The 19,263-nt window shown below is 43.5% G+C and carries 17 protein-coding genes and 2 tRNA genes; all 19 read right to left on the bottom strand.

The annotated features are described in order from the left end of the window. Positions 1 to 1,814, bottom strand: a 1,814-nt coding sequence (locus tag DWW86_RS10870) for a leucine-rich repeat domain-containing protein (protein WP_147338111.1), incomplete at its 3' end; no start/stop codon positions are given. A 101-nt stretch (positions 1,815 to 1,915) separates the two neighbouring features. Beyond that, positions 1,916 to 3,583, bottom strand: coding sequence for a nucleoside kinase (locus DWW86_RS10865; RefSeq protein WP_117943096.1), 1,668 nt, complete (start codon positions 3,581 to 3,583; stop codon positions 1,916 to 1,918). Between the two features lie 36 nt (positions 3,584 to 3,619). Further along, positions 3,620 to 4,402 (bottom strand): Nif3-like dinuclear metal center hexameric protein, encoded by a 783-nt coding sequence (locus DWW86_RS10860; RefSeq protein ID WP_117943094.1) that lies wholly within the window; start codon positions 4,400 to 4,402, stop codon positions 3,620 to 3,622. After that, positions 4,392 to 5,108 (bottom strand): tRNA (adenine(22)-N(1))-methyltransferase, encoded by a 717-nt coding sequence (locus tag DWW86_RS10855; RefSeq protein ID WP_117943092.1) that lies wholly within the window; start codon positions 5,106 to 5,108, stop codon positions 4,392 to 4,394. The genes DWW86_RS10860 and DWW86_RS10855 overlap by 11 nt, the downstream gene beginning before the upstream one ends. Next, on the bottom strand, positions 5,108 to 6,238 hold the full coding sequence (gene rpoD, locus DWW86_RS10850; protein WP_117943090.1) for an RNA polymerase sigma factor RpoD: 1,131 nt from the start codon (positions 6,236 to 6,238) through the stop codon (positions 5,108 to 5,110). The genes DWW86_RS10855 and rpoD overlap by 1 nt, the downstream gene beginning before the upstream one ends. A gap of 39 nt (positions 6,239 to 6,277) precedes the next feature. Further along, positions 6,278 to 8,080, bottom strand: coding sequence for a DNA primase (gene dnaG / locus DWW86_RS10845; protein WP_117943088.1), 1,803 nt, complete (start codon positions 8,078 to 8,080; stop codon positions 6,278 to 6,280). Positions 8,081 to 8,099: 19 nt separating this feature from the next. Beyond that, positions 8,100 to 9,107, bottom strand: a complete 1,008-nt coding sequence (locus DWW86_RS10840) for a deoxyguanosinetriphosphate triphosphohydrolase (RefSeq protein ID WP_117943086.1) — start codon at positions 9,105 to 9,107, stop codon at positions 8,100 to 8,102. A gap of 204 nt (positions 9,108 to 9,311) precedes the next feature. Beyond that, a tRNA-Leu gene (locus DWW86_RS10835) sits at positions 9,312 to 9,396 on the bottom strand. An 84-nt stretch (positions 9,397 to 9,480) separates the two neighbouring features. Continuing rightward, positions 9,481 to 9,565 (bottom strand) — tRNA-Leu (locus DWW86_RS10830). A gap of 104 nt (positions 9,566 to 9,669) precedes the next feature. Further along, a complete protein-coding gene (locus DWW86_RS10825; protein ID WP_117943084.1) occupies positions 9,670 to 10,938 on the bottom strand; it encodes a peptidoglycan-binding protein in 1,269 nt (422 codons plus the stop codon). Between the two features lie 33 nt (positions 10,939 to 10,971). Further along, the gene (locus DWW86_RS10820) at positions 10,972 to 12,204 is read right to left on the bottom strand and encodes a glycosyltransferase family 2 protein (RefSeq protein WP_181985341.1); all 1,233 of its coding nucleotides are present in this window, start codon (positions 12,202 to 12,204) and stop codon (positions 10,972 to 10,974) included. Between the two features lie 104 nt (positions 12,205 to 12,308). Next, on the bottom strand, positions 12,309 to 13,598 hold the full coding sequence (gene rseP, locus DWW86_RS10815; RefSeq protein ID WP_072521002.1) for an RIP metalloprotease RseP: 1,290 nt from the start codon (positions 13,596 to 13,598) through the stop codon (positions 12,309 to 12,311). A gap of 1 nt (position 13,599) precedes the next feature. Further along, positions 13,600 to 14,742 carry a 1-deoxy-D-xylulose-5-phosphate reductoisomerase gene (dxr, locus tag DWW86_RS10810; RefSeq protein WP_072521001.1) on the bottom strand — a complete coding sequence of 381 codons (1,143 nt, stop codon included), beginning with the start codon at positions 14,740 to 14,742 and terminating at the stop codon, positions 13,600 to 13,602. A 20-nt stretch (positions 14,743 to 14,762) separates the two neighbouring features. Further along, positions 14,763 to 15,557 (bottom strand): phosphatidate cytidylyltransferase, encoded by a 795-nt coding sequence (locus tag DWW86_RS10805; protein WP_117943080.1) that lies wholly within the window; start codon positions 15,555 to 15,557, stop codon positions 14,763 to 14,765. 2 nt (positions 15,558 to 15,559) lie between these two features. Continuing rightward, positions 15,560 to 16,267 (bottom strand): undecaprenyl pyrophosphate synthase, encoded by a 708-nt coding sequence (gene uppS / locus DWW86_RS10800; RefSeq protein WP_072520999.1) that lies wholly within the window; start codon positions 16,265 to 16,267, stop codon positions 15,560 to 15,562. 89 nt (positions 16,268 to 16,356) lie between these two features. Then, positions 16,357 to 16,908 carry a ribosome recycling factor gene (gene frr, locus DWW86_RS10795; protein WP_072520998.1) on the bottom strand — a complete coding sequence of 184 codons (552 nt, stop codon included), beginning with the start codon at positions 16,906 to 16,908 and terminating at the stop codon, positions 16,357 to 16,359. A 49-nt stretch (positions 16,909 to 16,957) separates the two neighbouring features. Beyond that, a complete protein-coding gene (pyrH, locus tag DWW86_RS10790; RefSeq protein ID WP_072520997.1) occupies positions 16,958 to 17,653 on the bottom strand; it encodes a UMP kinase in 696 nt (231 codons plus the stop codon). Between the two features lie 45 nt (positions 17,654 to 17,698). Further along, positions 17,699 to 18,655: a hypothetical protein gene (locus DWW86_RS10785; protein ID WP_117943078.1), complete on the bottom strand. Its 957-nt coding sequence runs from the start codon at positions 18,653 to 18,655 to the stop codon at positions 17,699 to 17,701. Between the two features lie 118 nt (positions 18,656 to 18,773). Further along, positions 18,774 to 19,241 carry an SsrA-binding protein SmpB gene (smpB, locus tag DWW86_RS10780; RefSeq protein ID WP_072520995.1) on the bottom strand — a complete coding sequence of 156 codons (468 nt, stop codon included), beginning with the start codon at positions 19,239 to 19,241 and terminating at the stop codon, positions 18,774 to 18,776. Between the last annotated feature and the right edge of the window lie 22 nt (positions 19,242 to 19,263).

The following is a 19,263-nucleotide window of genomic DNA, read 5'->3' as shown; positions in this document are numbered from 1 at the left end:
CCATAGAACGGCAGTTCATCATTGTAATGTGTGTATACGGAAGTTACGCCCCTGCCTACTGTAAGTGCTGTGATTCCTGTCATTCTGGCAAATACTTCTCTTGGAATATATGTAACTTTATCCGGTATCACCAGCTCTCCTGTAAATCCGCTGCAGCCACTGAATGCGTAATTGTCCATGCTCTCAAGATTTTCCGGCAGCTTTAACTCTCCAGTAAATCCACTGCAGCCGCCAAACGCATAGTTTCCGATCCTCGTCACACCCGCTGGTATAGTCAGTTCTCCCGTAAGCCCACTGCAGCCACCAAATACAGAGTCTGCAATTTCCGTTATCCCGGACGGAAGCGTAAGGCTTCCATTAAATCCGCTGCACGCATAAAATGCATACGCTCCGATACTGGTAATCTTCTCCGGCAGCTGCAGATTTCCTGTCAGACCACTACAGCCACTAAATGCACTGCCGCCAATACTGGTTACATTTTCCGGTATATTCAGATTTCCCTTAAGTGCGGAGCAGCTGCCAAACGCAGAAGCTCCAATCACTGTCAGGTTTTTCGGAAGCCTCAGTTCTCCACTCAGCTTCGTACAATATTCAAAGGTATGTTCTTTTATCTCTGTCAGATTTTCTCCGAAGCTGAAGCCCGTAAGCTCACCACATCCACTAAACGCGTAGCTTCCGATCTCAGCAACATTATTTTCACCGGAAAATACGACTTCCTGCAATGCAGTACTGCCCTGAAATGCATTTTCCCCGATTTCTGTTACTTTCGGAGAAATCGTTACTTTTCGTACCTGCGTCTTATAAAATGCACGTTCTCCGATTCTTGTCACACTCTCCGGAATTGTCACGTCTGTAGCTTCACCGGTATATCCCTCCAGTTCTCCGTCTGAAACGATGAAATCGCCGCCTCCGGTTTCTTTTAAGTATACCGACTCTAACATCGTGTCTTTATACGCTTTATTGTATGCTTTATAGGTTCCCTCAGGGACATACACAGTTTTCAGTTTCAGCATATGATAAAAAACACCTGAATAATTTATACTGGGCGGTGTTGCTCCAAGGAAAGTTACCGTTTCCACTTTCGTCATACTATAAAATGCATGCGATGAGTCTGAATCTGTATAGATGGAGTTCACCTTGCTTCCTATAGTAAGTGCAGTAACTCCGCTCATTCCGGCAAATGTGCCTCGTGGAAGGTACGTAACCTTATCCGGTATTACAAGTTCTCCCGTTATTCCACTGCAATTGAAAAACGCATAGCTTCCTATTGTTTCCAGATTATCCGGTAATATTAATTCTCCTTTAAGGTTCGTACATCCATTGAACGCATAATCTCCAATTTCTTTCAGACTGTCTGGAAAAGTCACTGATTCTATCGTAGTATTGTTCTGAAAAACATTACTTCCTATCGTGGTCACACCGTCAGGAATCACTACGTCTGCATCCGAACCATTATATTGTGTCAGTTTTCCGCTTACATCAATCACAAAATCAGAATTTTCTCCTGTTTCCTGTGACTCTGAAGAGTCTGAAAATACTTCTGTTTCTTCCTGCAGATCAATTTCATTCTTTTCTTCGGACGGATTCTCAAATACTTCTGCCACATTCTCCTCTGCCGGTGCTTCCGTTATTTCCAACTCTGCCGCTTCTTCATTTTCTTCTTCACCTGCAGAATCCATCCCTGCTTCTTCCTGCACAACAACTTCTTCTGCAGGATTCTCTACAGCAATATTTTCTGCCCCAAATGGGTGGGCAGTATCATTAAATACCATAAAAAGAGCCAGCATGAGTGCTGTCACACGTTTCTTTTTCATACGCTTCCTCCTGTATTCAGTTTTTCACAAGATTTTATACCAAAATTATAGCAAAAGAAGTGTACCTTTAAAAGATACACTTCTTAAATATTTTCATATTTTTATACATCAAAGCAGCTTCCGCCTACAAATTCTCGCAACAGAGAATTATGAGGAATATCTTCGCTTGGAACGGAGATAAAATAATCCAAAAATTTCAACAGACGCTTCGCTTCCAGATATTCCGGCTCGCTCTTATCAATTCCAAACAGAAGCGGTTCGGCATATACTTTCAGGCAGGCAAGTTCATATACAAGCGCTGAGTTAAACATCACATCTGCCTCTTCCTGATACGGAAAAATATTTGCCTCTTCTCCTCTTCTGACAGAAGGCCATCTTGCGATCGTCTCCTTTGCTGAAGTGCCTCTCGTACGTGCATCACGTACAATTCTGCGGATCAGACGGCCGTCCGTTGTCGGAATACGATTATGCTCATCAATATTTAACTGCGTCAGTGCGCTGATATAGATTTTGAATTTACTTTCTGCCGGCAGTGCATAACTGAGTTTATCATTCAGTCCGTGAATTCCCTCGATCACCAGTACATCATCTTTGCCAAGCTGCAGGAAATCACCTTTGTACTCTCTCAGTCCTGTCTTAAAATTAAATACCGGGAGTTCCACACGCTCTCCATTAAGAAGCGCCAGCATGTCTTTATTGAACTGCTCCACATCGATTGCTTCGAGACATTCATAATTTTTTTCACCGAATTCATCAAACGGAGTGTCTTCACGGTTTTTAAAATAATTGTCCACACCGATAGGGTGCGGTTTCATGCCATGTGCAGTAAGCTGAATGGAAAGTCTGTGCGAAAACGAGGTCTTTCCTGATGAAGACGGACCTGCGATCATGATAAACTTCTTATTTCCTTCTGATACGATCCGCTGTGCGATATCAGAAATTTTCGCTTCCTGTAAAGCTTCCTGTACAAGCAGAATATTGCTGATTCCTTCTTTCGTAATTCGGTCATTCAGATCGCCGACATACGAAATATCCATCTTTTCTGCCCATTCCTGCGATTCCTTCTGCACATGGAAAATTTTATCCTGCGGTTGGAACGGTGGGATCACGGACGGGTTCTTCCGCTCCGGAAGTTCCAGAACAAATCCCTCATCATACAGTTTCAGGTCAAAATACTGTACATATCCTGCATGATCTGCCATATAGCCATAAAAATAATCGTCATAGTAACCGATATTGTAGATGTTTACCTTTGAGACACGGCGGAACCGGAACAATTTTTCCTTATCATACATCCGATGCTTATGAAAAAGTGCTACTGCCTCATCTGTATTGACAGAACGTTTCCCGATCGGAGTACATTCGTCCGCCAGTTTGTGCATCTGTAACTTGACTTTGTCAAGAAAATCCTGATCAAGAGCTGCTTTTCCTTCCATTGTAAAATAGTAACCATTTCCCACAGAATAGTGGATCATTACTTTATCAACGTTTTCCCTGCCTGCCACGTCATAGATTGCACGCAGGAGCACGAGACACACGCTTCGCTTATAAGTTTCAAAACCGATATGGTCTTTCGTTGTCACAAATTCCAGTGTACAGTCCGATTTCAGTCTCTTCTGAAGTTCACGGAGTTTTCCGTTTACCATCACGAGGATGACCTGAGCCTCCGTGTGTATACCGCTCTCGTCAACAATTTCTCTGTATGTGGTTCCTTCCGGATACATCCTTGTCTCTCCGGCGATCACGACCTTAAACATCTTTTTATCCATAAAACAGACCTCCTGTTCACGGCATCTTTTATTTTATTATAATATCATATACGGACTCTGCACCTTTGCACATGTGATCTGAAGATTCGGATACTGTTCTTTCAGAACGTTCTCCATCGCTTTCATAAAAATATATTCTGTACCGTAATGACCGGCATCTACGATAGTCAGTCCCTGTGCTACCGCATCAATTCCTGTATGATGATCAATGTCTCCTGTGACATAAACCTGCGCACCCTTTGCAAGAACATCCGAAATCATACTCTTGCCGCTTCCGGTACAGATGGCAGCCTTTTCGACCTGTGTATCCGGATCTCCGTAAATCTTTACATCATTTAAAGACAATGCATTTTTAACAAATTCTCCGCATTCTTTTAATGACATCTTGCGGGGCAGCTCTCCTACACGGCCAAATCCATCCTTACCATCCTGCGTCTCTGCGGTCACGGAAAGAACTTCTCTGTCTGTCAGCCGGAGATAATCTGCACTAAGATCTGCCATTCCGAGGATATCATAATTCGTATGCATTGCATAATACTGAATATTATGCTTTATAAGGGAAAGAATCCTGCGTCCTGTAAATGTATGATTATTAATTTTTTTCTGACCTTCAAAGATCATCGGATGATGAGTAATGATCATATCCGCTCCGGCATCTATTGCCTGCGCAAGTGTCGACTCCGTAAGGTCAAGCGCCAGAAATACATGACTGACCTCTTCTTCATCATCTCCGACCAGAAGTCCTACATTATCCCAGTGCTCTGCTGCGGATGACGGGTATCTGCCATCCAGCCAGCCGGTCAGTTCTTTAACTTTCATATCGTTTTAAAGCAGTCAAAATCAACTGCTTTTCCTCCTCTACTTCCATTCTGCGCTTCTTCGCTGCATCACCGGAAGCCAACTCCAGCTGTGCCGAAATCTCACTTCGAATGCGGAGTTCACGCTCCAGATATAATTTAAGTACCGGATGTTTTCTCTCAAGAAGCAGGCGTCCAAACATTTCCTCTTCTCGACTCCATACAGCAGGCTGTTCTCCTTCATGCTGAACCACTTTCATGATCGGATAAAACTTGCCGTCTTCAAGAATCATCTCTTCCTGAACGATCTGATAACCGTTCTGCATAACAAAACGTCTGAAGTGGGGAATATCCGACTGCGGCTGCAGAATCAGCTCCTGAAATCCCGGCAGTGCATGTCTGCCTGCACTTAAGATTCGCTCCATCAGTGGTCCGCCCATTCCCGCGATCACAAGGGTGTCTCCCTCACCTGGCCGGATTTCAGACAAACCGTTGCACAATCTCGTTTCTATGTATGCTTCCATATGATACTGTGCGATGTGTTCCTGTGCTCTTGCCAGAGGACCTTTGCCCACATCTGTGGCAATCGCCCCGGGGATCTTATGCTGAAGCATCAGGTACACCGGCAGATATCCATGATCACAACCCACATCAACCAGCCGGTTTCCTTCTGTTACCATTTCCGCAATTGCTGTCAGCCTCTCTGACAGCTGCACCTTGCCTGCCATCAATCCAGATAATCCTTAAGTTTGCGGCTGCGGCTCGGGTGACGGAGTTTACGGAGTGCTTTCGCCTCGATCTGACGGATACGCTCTCTGGTAACGTTAAATTCTTTTCCAACTTCTTCCAGAGTACGTGCACGTCCGTCGTCCAGACCAAAGCGAAGGCGCAGTACTTTCTGTTCTCTCTCTGTCAGTGTACCAAGTACCTCGATCAGCTGCTCTTTCAGAAGTGTAAATGCAGCTGCATCTGCCGGTACCGGTACATTATCATCCTGAATGAAATCTCCAAGATGACTGTCTTCCTCTTCGCCGATAGGTGTTTCCAGAGATACCGGTTCCTGGGAGATCTTGAGGATCTCACGCACACGCTCTACCGGCATCTTCATTTCTTCTGCGATTTCTTCCGGAGTAGGTTCACGTCCGAGTTCCTGCAGTAACTGACGGGAAACACGGATCAGTTTGTTGATCGTCTCTACCATATGAACCGGAATACGGATGGTTCTTGCCTGATCTGCGATTGCTCTTGTAATTGCCTGACGGATCCACCATGTTGCGTAGGTACTGAATTTGTAACCTTTACGATAATCAAATTTCTCAACGGCTTTAATCAGGCCAAGATTACCTTCCTGAATCAGATCCAGGAACAGCATACCACGTCCTACGTATCTTTTGGCAATACTGACTACCAGACGGAGGTTGGCCTCTGCCAGACGTTTCTTCGCCTCCTCATCACCCTGTTCCATACGTTTTGCCAGCTCAATTTCTTCGTCTGCCGTAAGAAGGCTGACCTTACCGATTTCTTTCAGATACATACGAACCGGATCTTCAATGCTTACACCTTCCGGAACAGAAAGGTCGATCTTGTCAAGTTCGATTTCTTCCTCGTCATCCATCTTTTCGATGTCGGCATCGTCATCCACATCAAGTATCAGTTCTTCATCATTTCCTGAAATACGAAGCACATCCACTCCACTGGCTTCCAGAAAATCCAGAACCTTTTCCATCTGCTCGACTTCCAGCGGCTGTTCTTTAAAGAAATCGCTGATTTCCTGATATTCCAGTACATTTTTCTTCTTTTTTGCAAGCTCCAGAAGTTCTACCAGTTTCTCGCTGAATTTGCCCATATTCATTTCCATAGGTGCTCATTCCCTCCATATAGTGTTTATATTTTAACCTTATTCAAAAGAAATATGCAGTTCCTGACGTTTTCGTCCAAGTTCTTCCAATTCTTTTTTCTCTTTGAGGATCTGCTGCAATCCCACCATATCTGTCGGATCCAGATTACGGTTTTTTTCTGCAAGGCTTTCTGCCTTGATACGAAGAAGCGTATCTGCAAAAGCCCGATCCTGTTCCTGCTGTGTCTCCAGATGGATCGTCGCATTAAAAAGCGATGCGACTTCCCGCTGCTCTTCACTGTCCGTAAAGCTGTTCAGAAGCTTGGCAGGATTGACCTGTCCTTCTTCCTCTCTCTGACGAAACAGCATCTGTGCCACTTCCTTATACAGCGGAACGATAAAATCCTCTGCATTCAAATACTGTGCCACCTTATCGAAAATTCCCGGATAAGTAACCAGCCATGTCAGCATCAGTTTCTGTGCCTGATCCGAAGCGGATTCTTTTTTCTTTTTATTCTGTCCGCCACTGGTCTTTGGCTGTGTTCTGTTTTCCGCCGGAGTTCCCTTCAGGGCCAGTGTATTGACCCTTTTTCTTAAATCCTCGACACTGACACCATACTGTCCCCTGTATTTCTTAACGATTGCCTCAATATAAAGGTTACGTTCCAGTTCATCTTTTAATTCGAGCAACAGCTCTGCACACCGTTCGAAGAAACGATTCTGCCCCTGCGGCTCATCCATCGAAAATTCTGATTCTGCAATACTCACACGGAACATAAAACTGTCAGATGCCTGTCTGAGGCGTTCTTCGAAAGCTTCTGCTCCCATGTTTTTGATAAATTCATCCGGGTCTTTGTATGGTTTCAGATTCACGACTCGCGAACTGACTCCGGCATCCCGAAGGATCGGAATTCCTCGAAGAGCCGCCCGGATTCCCGCCTCATCACTGTCATACAGAAGAAGAACTTCCTGTGTATAACGTTTCAGAAGACTGGCATGTCCGGAAGTTAATGCTGTTCCGAGCGATGCTACCGCATTCGTAAATCCTGCCTGATGCATGGAGATCACATCCATGTAGCCTTCGCAGAGGATCAGATACTTTTTCCTCGTTGTCCTTGCAATATTCAGTCCGTAAAGATTTCGGCTCTTATCAAAGATTTTGGTTTCCGGTGAGTTCAGGTATTTCGGTTTGCCGTCACCCATCACTCGTCCGCCAAAACCGATCACACGGTTGTTCACATCCATAATTGGAAAAATCACACGATTCCAGAACTTGTCGTACATTCCATGGCGTTCATCAACATTAAAAAGTCCGGATTCCCGAAGTCTCTCATCACTGTATCCCTTTGATTTCAGGAATTTGTAAAGTCCGCCGCCAAACTTATCAGAATAACCAAGTCCAAACTTACGCATTGTTTCTTCGCTCAGCCCTCTGCCGGAAAGATACTGATATCCGATCTTTCCGCCCTCGGTACGGAGCTGATAATAGTAATACTGTGCAGCCTGCTTATTGATTTCAAGCAGTTCCGCTCTTTGCTCTGCTTTCTCTCTGACTTCTCTGGAATACTCGATCTTCGGAAGCTCTACTCCGGCTCTGTCTGCCAGATGTTTCAGTGCTTCACCGAATGTATAATTCTCGTATTCCATAATAAAATTGTATACATTTCCTCCTGCGCCACATCCGAAACAGTAATACATCTGTTTGCCCGGTGTCACAGAAAACGAAGGAGTCTTTTCATTATGAAACGGACAGAGTCCAAAATATGTACTGCCCCTTCTTGTTAATCTGACGTATTGCGATACTACATCTACAATATCATTTTTCTGTCGCACTTCTTCAATGATATCGTCCGAATAACGCATACTCATCCTCCTCTGCCATTTAATAGACCTCCCAGGACTTTGGTATGAAGATCTTCCGGAATTTCGCCATGGAATACTGGTCCGTCATACCTGACAGATAATCACACACAACCTGCGCTTTCGATTCTCCCCTCTTCATCAGAAGGCGGTATTCCTCAGACATCTCTTCCGGATTTTCTGTATAATATACATAAAGCTTTTTCAGCATTTTGATTGCTTTTAATTCTTCTTCTTTTGCTCCAGGATGTGTATATACATTCTGAAACATGATTCCACGAAGATCCATAAGTGCCTCATAAATCTCCGAAGACATCTCTATATGATCTTTTTCAAGACTGTTTTCGATAATATCATGAACAAAGGTATTCAGTCTCTCACGCGTCGTGTATCCCAGAAGCATCCGGAGCGTGACCGGTATATCATCTTCCGTGATAACGCCTGCCCGCTGTGCATCATCCATATCATGATGAATATATGCAAGCTTGTCAGAAAAACGCACAACCTGACCTTCCAGAGTTGTCGGTGAGCCACTGATCCTGTGATTCAGGATTCCGTCTCTTACTTCCCATGTAAGATTCAGACCTTCACCGCTTTTTTCGAGGATCTGGACTACCCTGATACTCTGCTGATAATGTGTAAAACCACCCGGATGGATTTCATCCAGCGCCCGTTCACCTGCATGTCCGAAAGGTGTATGTCCCAGATCATGTCCGAGCGCAATTGCCTCAACCAGATCTTCGTTCAATCGCAATGCCTTCGCAATCGTACGCGCAATCTGAGAAACTTCCAGCGTATGCGTCAGGCGGTTTCTGTAATGATCTCCCTGCGGTGCAAGAAAAACCTGCGTCTTATCTTTCATCCGCCGGAATGCCTTGCAATGCAATATCCGGTCACGGTCTCTCTGATAAACCGTACGTACATCACACTCTTCCTCTATCCGCTCCCTGCCCCGTGAATGACCGCTATGTGCAGCATAAGGACTAAGAAGCTCAAGTTCTCTCTGTTCCATGTTTTCTCGAATATTCATAGGCATGTCCTCCACAGGCTCCATAGACTGACAAAATACCTCTTATTAATTATATTCTGCACAAAGTCTCAAATTCCTCTTTTTTTCAAAAAAATCATTCAGATTAAATATTTCGACATCTGAATAACTGATTTCGCGTCAAAAAAGAGTCTCCGGCGTCTGTTTTGCCAAAAGAAAAAGCCCTTGAAAATCAAGGGCTTCTTATGCGGAAGATGGGACTTGAACCCACACGAGCGCAATGCTCACAAGATCCTTAGTCTTGCTCGTCTGCCAGTTCCGACACTTCCGCATATCGCATTTCACGGATAACTTATTCGCGACAACAGATATTATACAAAAAGTTCTGAACAATGTCAACGTCTTTTTTGTATTATGCGGAAGATGGGACTTGAACCCACACGAGCGCAATGCTCACAAGATCCTTAGTCTTGCTCGTCTGCCAGTTCCGACACTTCCGCATATTCTGTTTCGCAGGATTGTTTCCTCGCGACAAGTGATAGAATACCAGAGATATGACATAAAGTCAACACTTTTTTATAAATTTTTTTATTTTTTTGTATTTTTAGTTCAATTCCGCAATTCTGCTGACCGCAACATAGATTTCCTGTATCTTATACCATGTCGGATAATCCGTGATTCCCGTTTCCGGAAGCCCGAACACATTCTGGAATTTACGCACGGACGCGCTGGTCTGTTCCCCGTAAATCCCATCCGCATTTACTTTCGGAATTGCCGGATAAGCGTCTGCGATCACATTAAGCTGTTCCTGAATCTGGAGCACTTTTTCTCCTGTCGCACCGATATTCAGATCATATCCCGGCCATGAGGATGGAATACCTGAAATTTCTTCTGCTACATTGATATACATGTCATTTCCATAAAAATATCTGAGGATCTCAATCGGTGAATAGCCCTGATCTCCCAGTGACTTGCTGCCCCACTGTGTCATCCAGCCACGATTTCTGCACTGTACCCGATGCCCGTCACAGTACTGTGTAAGAATCGGCTGGCGCACATCCGGCCTGGAGAGATAATTTTCAAAAAGTTCATCCGTAATTCGGGCAATGCTGTCAAATACATTTCTTCCCCGGATCCACTTGTGATCATACGCTGTGGAGGATGTGATTGTAAAATCTTTGCCCTTATTCCGGTACCATTCCGTATAAACACGGTTCAATGTAAAAGACATGATTGCAAGGATATTTGCACGGATCGTATCATCCGGCCAGGTCGCATAGATCTCGCTGCTTGCAACATTTTTTATATAATCCCGATACCGTTCATAATAGTTCGGTGCTGTCGTATCATTTACCGAACCGTCATGTACCACAATATATTCCGGTATCACTACCCTGCTTAAAACAATTTCGCCGCTCTCATCCACCGGTTTGACTTCCGATTCTTCAATCTTTGGCGGATATTCTGCAAACAGAGTATGGGGACCGATCACCAGACGCTCAAACGATGCTTCCGCACGAAATGCCATTTTTACCGCCTGCTGTGCCTGCACTCCCGGAAGCACCTGCGTACCGGCAATCTCCGTATTTTCGAATCCTTCCGCTTCTACCTGTATGGTATATTCCGCATATGGCTGTTCTTCCACCGGCTCCATACTGTACTCAAGCGGAGGTGTTTTCAGATCCAGTACAGGTGTCTGCCCTGATGAATCTGTCCGTACTTCCTCCACCGTCTGTCCACTCTCTCCCGTGTAAGATATTCGCACCAGCGCATCTTTCACCGGACGCGTACCGTCTTCTGTAAATACACTGACTTTCAGCGTTCCATCATCCACCTGATCCTGCTGCGCCCGAACTTTTCTATAAAAATCCATTTATTTCTCCTGACAAATGTCTCTCAGGATAGTTTATGCATTACCATTGGAAAACTTTCTTAAAATAGCTTTCAGTTTTCTTACCGGCCATGTTATCGCACGTCCAATCTTCCATGAATTGGATGCTTTTAATTCTTTGAGTTTTTTATTCGCTTTTTTGAGATCTTTTTGATGTTTTTCGTTTCTTTCGTGCTCTTGTTTCTTATCTTCTTCCAGCTTTGCAACCTGTTCCTCTAACTTCCGAATCCTGTTCTCCTGTTTCTTCTGCATCTCTTTGTTTTCTTTAACCGTACGCTCCAGAAGTCTGCTTTTGGCATCCAGCATATACACAACTTCAATTTCCCTGCGAATAAGTACATCAAAATAAAACTTCTGTTCTTCTGTCAGACATTCTTCAAATTTTCTTTTTTCCTCTTCATCCAACAGCCTGTATGTTCTTTTTATTTCCCGGCGGGCAATATCCAGTGGAAAATCCATACCCATATTTGGTTTTTTCACATCTCTGTACTCTGCAATCAGATAAAGATCCTGAATAAAATTCACAAGGTAACTCTCTACATTTCTATGCGTTACTTTCTGTGTCATGATTGAGTTTTCCCGAACTCTTCTTTCATATAAAATTTCTTTTACCGCAGTTGTCCGCTCTGCCAGATACATACCCAGAAATGAAACATAATTATCTTCATATATTTTTCCCTCAGTATAATGAATATTATTAACCTGAAGAAAATCTCTTCTATATATCCTCATCGACTGAGATACTGTCCATTCCCCGTTGCGCCGCATCTCCGCCATCAATTCAGTCCCTTTCATTACCGGCGGATATTCATGTTCTATGCGATAACGTTTTTCAAATTCAGGAAATTTGTTTTGCAGTTCAGGAAATTCATAAAAACTTCTGGCTGCTCCTATCAATATTTCCAGATTATCTCTTTGCATTTGTTCACAGCACTTTTTCAGAATTGCAACATCTGCTACTTTATCATCACCGTCCAGAAAATAGATAAACTCTCCCTTTGCAAGATTCAACCCCTGATTTCTGGCTGCCGAAACTCCTTTATTCTCCTGATTAATAATAATAATCCTGTCATCTTTTTGTTTCCACTGTTCAATTATACTCAACGTACCATCCGTAGAACCATCGTTCACACATATCACTTCTACTTCGGCGTCCCTGGCATTACAAACAGATTCCAGACACTCTGCGATATATTTTTCCACATTGTAACAAGGTATAATAATACTTAATTTTTTATCCAACTTCACCACTGTCCTTCTCACAATATCCTGTCTTTTGTTTACTATTTCGAAAAAGAGTGTGAAACTATTCTGCAATATTCACACTCTTTTTTAACCAGTTTATTCAATTTTTAAAAAATTTTCAGTATGTCATTATACATAACAACTACCATCAATGCCATCAGAAGCATCAAACCTGCAAAATGAATCCTTCCCTCGATTTCACGGTTGACTGGTTTTCTCCGAATTGCTTCAATAATCAAAAACACCAGACGACCGCCATCCAGTGCCGGGAGTGGAAGCAGATTCATTACACCAAGGTTTGCGGAAAGAAGCACTGCCATATTCAGCATATTCATCCAGAGCATCAAAGCGCCCTCGCTCTTGCTTTGTTCATATGTCGTTCCGATAGCATCCACTACTCCTACCGGACCGCTTAAGTTCTGAAATCCAAGCTGCCCTGTCACAAGCTCTTTCAGGCTTAAAAGAGTCGTTCTGACCATGTATTTGATTTCCAGTGCGCCGTATTTCAACACCTGCAGACCAGATGTCTTTGTATATCCTAAATTATAAGAAAATCCCAGTTGCGGGGTACGATACTCTCTCGGTGTAATGGTTGCTGTGTAGTCCAGCCCGTCACGTTCATAAGTGATTTCTACCGGCTCATCGGACAGCGGATGCTCTTCCAGATATGCATCATATGCTTCTCCGTCTGCAATCTCCGTACCGTTGATTGCCGTGATCGTATCTCCTGCCTGCAATCCCGCTTCCTGAAGCGGCATCCCGTCAATCAGAGATTCCACAGTCATAGAAGATGCATCTGAACGGTTGAACCCAAGAAGATATCGTACAGAAACATCCGGTGTATAGGTGATTGTCCTTGTCTCCCCGTCACGTTTCACCTTCATGGTGACGGTGTCACCTTCTTCAAGATTATTCAGATACATATAGACATACAGGTCTTTCGCCAGATCCACATGATAACCATCATATTCTGTAATTACATCACCCTTTTCAAGACCCGCTTCCGCTACAGGTGATCCTTTCTCTACCTCAACAACCTCCGACGGATCATAACCGACAAATCCCACAATAATCACTGCCAGCACAAAAGCCAGAATAAAGTTAAACACCGGACCCGCCGCAACAACAGAGATTCTTCCCCCTACCGATGCCGCATTAAAAGAACCCGGGAGTTCTTCTTCATCCGTGTCCTCACCAACCATCGCGCACGAACCGCCGATTGGGAGTAGTTTCAGAGAATAACGAGTCTCCCCCTTCTGGAAACTGAAGAGTCTCGGTCCCATTCCCAGAGAAAATTCTGTAACCCCGATTCCATTTAATTTTGCAAACAAAAAATGTCCAAATTCATGGAAAAGAATGATTGCACTGAAAATAATTACAGCAATCAGTATCTTCAAATCACCACCTGCTTTCGATCCATTGATAAGTGTCACTTTCTACTGCAAGGATTTCTTCAAGATCTGGATTCTCGACTACGTTATGTCGTTCCATCGACTGTGCGATAATATCATAAATATCAAGAAATCCAATTTCCTGATGAAGGAATTTACGTACTGCCAGCTCATTTGCCGCATTGAAAACAGTTGGCATTGAACCACCTGCTCTTGATGCCTGAATTGCCATCGGCAATCCCAGAAACGTCTCCATATCCGGTTCTTCAAATGTAATCTGTTTAAGTGCAGCAAAATCCAGGCGGTCTCCTCCGAGATATCTTCTGTGTGGATAATACAGTGCATACTGTATCGGCAGACGCATATCCGGAGTTCCAAGCTGTGCAATAATTCCACCATCCTTAAATTCTACCATGGAGTGAATTACACTCTGTGGCTGGACAACTACCTGAATATGATCAAGATCTACATCAAACAGCCATCTCGCTTCCATGACTTCCAGACCTTTATTGACAAGTGTCGCAGAATCTACGGTAATCTTCTGTCCCATCACCCAGTTTGGATGTTTCAGAGTATCCGCAAGTGTAACTGCTTCGAGGTCTTTACGCTTTTTCCCACGGAAAGGACCTCCCGATGCGGTGATCAGAAGTTTATGTACTTCTGATCGATGTTCTCCATTCAGAGACTGAAAAATCGCGCTGTGTTCACTGTCTACCGGCAGAATCCGTACCCCGTATTCTTTTGCCATCGGCATGATCAGATGTCCCGCGGTCACAAGCGTCTCTTTATTTGCAAGTGCTATATCCTTGCCTGCACGGATAGCTTCAATCGTCGGGCGGATTCCAAGCATTCCCACGATTGCTGTGACAAGAATTTCTGTTTCCGGCATAGCCGCCAGTTCCAGAAGTCCATCCATTCCTGAAACAACTTTGGTGTCTGTATCTTTAATCTTATCTGCAAGATCTCTTGCTGCATTTTCATCCCATACAGCAACGAGACGAGGAGAAAACTCCCGAACCTGTTCTTCCAGTTTCTGAATATTTCTTCCGGCGCTGATGCCCAGCACTTCAATATCTCCATTAGCACGGACCACATCCAACGTCTGTGTTCCGATCGAACCTGTAGATCCTAAAATTGCAATTTTCTTCATGTTTTTCTCCTTTGGCAATATCAGACACCAAGAATAATTTTGGCAAGATAATAAATAACCGGCGCAGTAAAGATCACACTGTCAAAACGATCCAGAATACCACCATGGCCCGGTATCAGTTTACCATAGTCCTTGATTCCCTGATTTCTCTTGATTGCGGATGCCGCCAGATCTCCAACCATGGAAATCAATGCACCAATCCCACAGATTACTGCATATTCCACCATTGGCCCCTGTGTCGCAGCAGCATAGATCACACCCAAAAGTGCAGCCCCGACAACTCCGCCGACACCGCCTTCTACTGACTTCTTCGGACTGAGCACCGGTGCCATCTTATGCTTACCGATCAGCATGCCCACACAATACGCGCAGGTATCGCATCCCCATGAGCAGAGGAAAATCAGCCAGACAATAAATTTGCCATCCGGAAGATTTCTTGTCATAAGAATGAATGACAGCATCACTGCCACATAAACCACACCAAAAAACGCTGCCATTACCTGATTTGCATGATATTTCGGATATGTAAATACATAAACAAACATCACCAGGATCAGAGAAACCAGCACTGCCATCAGTCCATAGCTTTCAAAGCCAAGGAGCAGGCTGATATAATAAAGAACAGCACCCAGATATCCGACGATTTCCAATAATCCGGTACGATCCTCATGTATGCCCATTGCCTTATAAAGCTCCTGCATTCCGATCAGGGAAATACATAACAATGTAAAAAAGAGCACATAACCGCCACTTATGATCGTAAGCAATGCTGCGATCACAAGCAAAATTCCACTTATGAGTCTTGTTTTAAACATAATTATTCCTCCTTCACACCCCCAAAGCGGCGATCCCTGCTATTGTATTTTTCTATTGCCTTAATCAGATCTTCTTTGTGAAAATCCGGCCACGGCACATCTGTAAAATAGAATTCTGTATATGCAAGCTGCCACATCAGGAAGTTGGATAATCTCTGTTCTCCACTTGTACGAATCAGCAGATCCGGGTCTGGAACTCCGGCTGTATCAAGGTAATTTTCCAGTAAAGATTCATCAATCTCTGACGGAGTACATTTGCCGTCAGCAACATCCTGTGCCAATTTGCGGACTCCGCGAACGATTTCATCCCTGCTGCCATAGTTTAAGGCAATCTGAAAGTACAATTCATCATAATCTTTTGAAAATTCTTCCAGCTCACGGATTTTTTCCTGAATGTCCGGTGCAAATGCAGAAGGATCTCCTATGATCTTTACACGCATATGATTTTTCTCCGCACTCTTCATACATTTCTTAAGATAGCTGCGGAACAGTTTCATCAGTCCCTCAACTTCTTCTCTGGAACGCTTCCAGTTTTCTGTAGAAAAGGCATAGACTGTCAGATATTTTACTCCGAGATCTTTGATGTCATCGCAGATATTTTCAAGGTTCGCACACCCTTTAATATGTCCATATCCTCTCGGCATCCCCTTGGCTTTCGCCCATCTGCCATTGCCGTCAAGAATAATCGCAATATGATTCGGTACTTTCATATGTTCTCCTTTTATTTTCGACAAGATTCCTGTATTTCAACAGAAAGAGAGCCTTAATGCGGCTCTCCCTCCTCTTTCTGTCTGTGTGATTATACAGTCAGAATTTCTTTCGCTTTTGTATCTACTGCTGCGTCAATCTTTTTGATGAACTTATCTGTAAGTTTCTGTACAGAATCTTCCAGATCTTTTACTTCATCTTCGGATACGTCCTGTTTAGTCAGTTTTTTGAATGCATCGTTTGCATCACGACGGATGTTTCTTACTGCAACCTTAGCTGCCTCACCTTTTTTCTTAACGTCCTTTACAAGTTCTTTACGGCGTTCTTCAGTAAGTTCCGGCAGAACCAGACGGATAAGCTTTCCGTCATTGCTCGGATTCAGCCCGAGATCTGATGTAAGGATTGCTTTTTCGATGCTCTTGATCAGACTTGATTCCCAAGGCTGAATCTGGATCATACGAGCTTCTGGAACAGTAATATTTGCTACCTGCTGAAGCGGTGTCGGGCTTCCATAATAATCTACTGTAATTTTATCAAGGATATGCGGATTCGCACGACCTGCACGGATCGTTGTAAGCTCCTCCTCAAAGCCATTTAATGTCTTTGTCATTTTCTGCTCATATTTCTGAACTCTTTCATCCATTTGTCAAAATCTCCCTCTTATAATTTTTATTACCTTCTCTTTATTAAATTTATACAGTTACTTTTGTACCTGTAAATTTGCCATGTACAGCATTTACGATGCTGTCTTTTTCTTCCAGCCCAAACACCAGCATCGGCATCTTCTGCTCCAGACACATAATGGATGCTGTCAGATCCATTGCAGCCAGTTTCTTGTCTACAACTTCTTCGATAGAGATTTCATCATACTTCACTGCATTCGGGTTAAGCTTCGGATCGCTGTCATAAATTCCATCTACTGCTTTTGCAAGGAGAATTGCTTCAGCCTCAATTTCAACTGCACGGAGTACAGTTGCTGTATCTGTAGAAAAATACGGATGTCCTGTACCGCCTGCAAAAAAGAGAATCTTACCTTCTGCAAAAGCTTCTTCTACAGCATCTTTAGAATAAAGACTGGTAAAAGCGCCGCATACAAATGGCGTAAAAATTTCTGTCTTAAGGCCGAGATATCTGCAGATATCAGAAACATAAATACAGTTCATAACCGTAGCAAGCATTCCGATCTGATCTGCTTTGTTGCGGTTGATTGTTTCACTGGTACGACCTCTCCAGAAGTTGCCACCGCCGATTACGATACCTACCTGTGTACCCTCCTCTGAAATCGTACGGATCTGCTTTGCAACAGCAATGACTGTTTCCTCATCAAATCCTCTCTTTGCAGCTCCGGCAAGAGCTTCCCCACTTAATTTGAGTAAAATTCTTTTCATAAATTTATCCTTTCTGTTATCCGGTTCCGGTAAAATCAGAATTCTTTACCATATACCTGTTACAATTTCATTTCCAGCCTCATCTACTGAAGTAGATACTGTAAAATCTGGATAGTAATAATATCCGGTTGTTCCTGTCGTATCATCTTCATCATATTCTGACGACTGGGCAGAGCCAACAGCGCTTTCCAGATCATCGATAGACATGCCGATATATCCTTCTGCGGTCTGAATCGTGGAGTTCGTCGGATCTGTATTGTCGCCATCTGAACCCGAGTTATTATCTGCAGATGGTGTACTCGTCGGACTTGCATTATTACCGTCAGAATCCGAAGAATTGTTAGAATCAGATTTGTCCGAATCTGTCGGTGTCGGTGTCACAGAAGAATCATCTTCAGAATCATCTGTCGACAATCCCAGCCGCTTCTTAACATCATTTAATGTAGAAACTTCTTTTGTGCTGCTTGCCGTCATATAAGTTGCATATGGGATTGCGTCATCGCCGCTTCCGTCCATGCGAAGTGTGATCTGCTTCATAGTTTTCAGTGGAAGTTTACGGAAAAAGCACTCATTCTTTTCTTCGTCAGAATACGTAATACGGATATCGTATGTCGCAGAAGAGGTTCCCTTCTCATAATAGTAAACTGCATTTTCACCGTTCTTAAGTGTAAACATACCATTTACAAGATCATCGCCCCATTCATCGTCCTCAGAATCATCTGAAGGGGTTTCACGGATATAAATAGCAGCCACTTCTGATCCGGTCTTATTAACAATCGTAACCTTTGACGCGGTGGAAGTTTTCTCTCCCATTATATTCTTCTCAGTGGTTTCTTCCATATTTATCAGCTCCGGTGTAGGGGTAGCCGTAACAGCTGTCTCCTGTGTCGGTGTAGGGGTAGCCTGTACTACGGAATCTCCTGAATTCTTCTTTCCACAGCCGGAAATCACGACTGCAAGAGCCATCAAGCCGGCAACTGCAAGATATTTTTTCTTAAACATATATAATTCCTCCTATTCTGAATATGGAATAGTTATATAACATCATCTTTTAATACAATTATACAGAGTATCAGAATCTTGTCAACCAAATGTACATCAATTCACACATTTTTTAGAGTTACAGATTCTTTACTTTAAACTCTCTTTCCGCTTCTCTCCGCTGGTCTTTTTTCGCAATATCCTGTCGCTTGTCGTAGAGTTTTTTGCCTCTCGCCACACCTATCTCAAGCTTGACGAGACTGTTTTTGAAATAGACTTTCAGCGGTACAAGTGTCAGTCCTTTTTCCTGAAGGCTGCCTTCGATCTTGTTGATCTCATGTCTGTGAAGGAGCAGTTTTCTTATGCGCATCGGATCTTTATTAAAAATATTTCCTTTTTCGTATGGGCTGATATGCATACCATATATATATACCTCACCCTTTTCTACGCGGATAAAAGATTCTTTGATACTGCATTTTCCGGCACGAAGTGATTTTACTTCTGTACCTGCAAGTGCAATTCCTGCTTCGTAAGTATCTTCAATAAAATAATCATGAAATGCTTTTTTGTTGTTGGCGACCAGCTTCATCCCTGCTTTTTTTGCCATGAGCCACACCTCCCCTGTTCAA

The sequence above is a fragment of the Ruminococcus sp. AF17-22AC genome, assembly GCF_003460065.1.
Classification (GTDB): Bacteria; Bacillota; Clostridia; order Lachnospirales; family Lachnospiraceae; genus Blautia_A.
The sequence above is the reverse complement of the archived record's forward strand: the minus strand, read 5'-3'. Positions and strand labels throughout refer to the sequence as shown.